This window comes from Euzebya sp. (assembly GCF_964222135.1).
In the GTDB taxonomy this organism is placed as follows: Bacteria; Actinomycetota; Nitriliruptoria; order Euzebyales; family Euzebyaceae; genus Euzebya.
Map to the genome: position 1 here is coordinate 1 of NZ_CAXQBR010000008.1, position 3,551 is coordinate 3,551.

General features: G+C 72.8%; 4 protein-coding genes. 1 reads left to right on the forward strand and 3 read right to left on the reverse strand.

What is annotated here, in order from left to right:
• The 3 genes from ACEQ2X_RS03045 to ACEQ2X_RS03055 form a co-directional block, all read right to left on the reverse strand.
• On the reverse strand, positions 1 to 599 hold a 599-nt coding region (locus ACEQ2X_RS03045), incomplete at its 3' end, for an Ig-like domain-containing protein (protein ID WP_370324293.1).
• Entirely contained in the window at positions 509 to 1,387 is an 879-nt protein-coding gene (locus ACEQ2X_RS03050; protein WP_370324294.1) for a cell wall-binding repeat-containing protein, read from the reverse strand. The genes ACEQ2X_RS03050 and ACEQ2X_RS03045, both read right to left, overlap by 91 nt.
• 335 nt (positions 1,388 to 1,722) lie before the next feature.
• Complete coding sequence (locus ACEQ2X_RS03055) at positions 1,723 to 2,622, reverse strand: LysR family transcriptional regulator (RefSeq protein WP_370324295.1); 900 nt, start codon at positions 2,620 to 2,622, stop codon at positions 1,723 to 1,725.
• A gap of 65 nt (positions 2,623 to 2,687) precedes the next feature.
• Here ACEQ2X_RS03055 and ACEQ2X_RS03060 point away from each other — a divergent pair, with 65 nt between their 5' ends.
• Positions 2,688 to 3,521 carry an IclR family transcriptional regulator gene (locus ACEQ2X_RS03060; RefSeq protein WP_370324296.1) on the forward strand — a complete coding sequence of 278 codons (834 nt, stop codon included), beginning with the start codon at positions 2,688 to 2,690 and terminating at the stop codon, positions 3,519 to 3,521.
• Positions 3,522 to 3,551: the final 30 nt, after the last annotated feature.

Here is a 3,551-nt window from a genome sequence, read left to right on the forward strand (position 1 = left end):
GCGACGCCACCGCCACCGCCGTCGGTGGGGGCGGTTGCGGTGATCGTGACGGTGTCAGAGACCTCGCCTGCGGTGGCGGTGACGTCGTACTCACCGGCCTCGGTGAAGGTCAGGTCGGTGAAGACGGCGACACCGTCGGCATCGGTGATCGCGACCTCGTCGTCCAGGTCGGAGTCGGGGTCGGTCGACAGGGTCACGGCCTGCTCGGCGATGCCCTCGTCGTCGGCGTCGGTGACGGTGACCTCGAGGTCGAAGTCGCTGCCGGTCGTGACCGTCGCGGGCGCGTCGGTGATGTCGACGGCGGCGATGTCCTGCTCGACGGGGCCGAGACCGTCCTCGATCGTGACGGTCTGCAGGTCAGCGGGGTCCCCGCCGGTGGCGGTGACGCCGGCCTCACAGGCGGCCTCGGTGACCTTGGGCATGCAGTAGACGTCAACGCCGCCCTCCTGGGCGAACGCGGCGGCGTCCAGCCAGGCGGCGGTCTCGGGGGTGAGGTCCTCACCGTTGGTCAACAGCACCGCGTAGTCGTTGGTGCCGGCGAGGCCGGAGGCGGCGTAGGCGTCGATGAAGAAGTCCTCGGCGAACCCGTCGACGAACACGACGCCTCAGAGAACACACGGGTGGCGGTGTCCTGGCCGTACTCCTCGGAGAGGGTCGAGAGGACGTCGTCGGACACCGCGGCCTCGCCACCGATCGCCACCGACGTGGTGACCTGCGGGTTGGCCTCATAGACGTCGCCGGTGGCGGCGGGGACCGCGTCGGTCTGGGTCAACACGGTGACCACCCCGGAGTCCGCCGCCCACGCCCCCAGCCCGGCGGCGTCGGCGAAGGCGGTGTCGGGGTTGTCCTCGGTCCCGAACGCCCGCGACACGTGCACCGCGGTGTCAGCCTCCAGGGTGTCCTCGTAAGCGGCCACGGCGTTCGCCGTCTCGATCCGCGCCGGACCGGCCAGCCGCTCGACGGTGTAGCCCGCGTCGCTGATGGCGGCCTCGACGTCAGCGGACACCGCGGCCTCACCACCGATGATCACGACGGTCTCCGCGCCGAGGCGCTCGAGCTCGGCGGTGTGATCAGCCGTCACCCCCTCGGCCGGGTCGACGTACAACAACGGCGACTCGTCCTGCAGCACACCGGACGCCAACGCGTCCGCCCCGTCCGCAGACGTCGCCAGCAGCACCGTGTCCGCGGCGTCGAACGCCGCCCGCGACGCCATGATCGAGGTCTGCACCCCGACGCTGACGTCTCCCTCGACGATGTCGAAGTCGACCAGCGTCGCCCCCTCGTCCTGGGCTGCCGACGGCACCGCCGCCAGCACCCCCGCGATCAGCGCCAGCAACGTCGCGATGACGTGGCGACGTGCTCCCTCGATCCGCCTCAGGCCGCGCACGGGTGTGCGACGGTTCGTTCGCTCAGATGACGGACGGTAAGGGGGTCCGGAGAGGCTGATCACGGACCGGTGCACTACGTGTGATCGATGTCACCCAAAGTGATGTCGAGGGTGATGATCGAATGCGTCGAGGTCGCGACTGGACGGGCCGCCAGAGGGGGATGATGGCCGCCGTGAGCCGCGGTGCGTGGTGGACAGCCCTGCTCGTGATGGGCGTCGTGTGGTGGGTCGGCGCCATCACGGTCGTGGGGTGGGTGCTCCGGTGACGTCGCGCGACCGGTGACGGGGCGGGCCGTTGGCTGCGCGCCGGTTGACCCTGCAGGAGCTGGATGCGCTCACAGCGCGGCCTCGATCATCTCGATGAGCTCGGCGTGCAGCGGTGAGAAGGTCTTCGACGGTCGCGACAGCAGCGAGATCGGCGCGGCGATCGACAGCCCGTCCACCGCCAGCTCGACGAGCGCACCGGTTGCGAGCTCGTCGAGGACCGCGCGCCGGAAGAGCAGGGTCACGCCCAGCCCGGCGGACGCGGCGCGCTTCATCGCCTCGGGGTGCCCCAGCCGCATGGCGACGGTCCGCTCCCCGACCCCGGCCGCGCGCAGCTGGTCCTCCACGTAGGTCCGCCGCGTGTCGCCCTCCGGCTCGACGAACGGCAGCCGGGCGAGCTCCTCGACGGTCACGCGACCCGAGGGCACCAGGCCGGGTGCGGCGACCACCACGATCTCCGCACTGCCCAGCTGCCGGACCGCCAGGTCTGGGTACTGCGCCCGGGGGGAGGTCACAGCCACCGCGAGGTCGAGCTCGCCCGCGCGGGTGGCGTCGACCACCCCCTCGGTGTCGGCCACGGCCAGGACGACCTCCATGGCCGGGTGGCGACGCCGCATCTCGGCGAGCAGCTCCGGCAGGACGTAGCTCCCCAGCGTCTTGGTCGCCCCGATGTGGACGACACCCCGGTGGCCGTCGGACAGGCCGGACAGGTGCCGGTCGAGCTCACGGGTCCGGGTCAGGACGTCCTCGGCCCAGCGGTGGACCGCCTCGCCGGCCTCCGTCAGGCGGAGGAACCGGCCCTCCCGGTAGAACAGCTCGACCCCGACCCGATCGGACAGCGAGCGGAGGTGGGAGCTCACCACGGGCTGGGTCACGACGAGCGCGTCTGCCGCCCGACCCACCCCGCCGTGGCGGACGACCGCGGAGAGGACCTCGAGCTTCTGGAGCGTGATCCGTGAATCGATGTCCATGCCGAGCGATCCTGCGGCGTCCGGGGCCTCCGTGTCCATCCACCGCGCGGCGGCAGGATGGTGTCGTGCCACCCGAGGACCCCCCACCCGACTTCGTCGAGGTCCTGGCGCGCGCGTTCGACGTCCTCCGGGCCGTCGCGGAGCCCGACGTCGCCACCGCCGCCGACGTCGCGTCGGTGGTCGGGCTGCCGGTCCGCAGCGTCCGGAGGGTGCTGTCGACCCTCGAGCGCACCGGGCACGTCCGCGTCGGCCGTGGCGGGGTCGCCCTGACCCCGGCGGTGCTCGACCTCGGCTGCGCGCACGTGCAGTCCCTCCCGCTCGACGAGGTGGTCGGCCCGCACCTGCGCGCCCTCGCGGACCGCACGCAGGCCTCGACCTCGATGGCACGGCTCGAGCGGGCCGACGTGTTGTACGTCGCCAGGATCTCGACCTCGCGGATCGTCGCCCCGGACGCGGAGGTCGGGACGGTCCTGCCGGCGCTGGCCACCTCGCTCGGCAAGGTCCTGCTCGCCGCGCTCGACCCCGACGAGGTCGACGAGGTCCTCGCCGCGCCCAGCCGGTCTCCGGTCGCACCGCGGTGGGCACCCGACCGCGCGGAGCGCGAGCAGGTCCTCGACGAGGTGCGTCGCCGGGGGTGGGCGGCCACCGATCAGCACCTGTCCGCCGGCATCCAGTCGGTCGCCGCCCCGATCCACGACCACCGCGAGACGGTTGTGGCGGCGCTCAACGTGGCGCGGTGCAGCGGGGGATGGCCGTTCGAGGCCTGGGTGTCGGCGACGGTGCCCGACCTGCTCGCGACCGCACAGGCGGTGACCGTCGAGCTCCGCCCGCTGTCCGCGCTGCCGCACGTGCGTCTCGGGGGGCTGTCGATGTGGCTGGAGGATCGGCTGGCGGTGTGATAGCCCTCCCGCCGACCCGGCCCTCTCAGC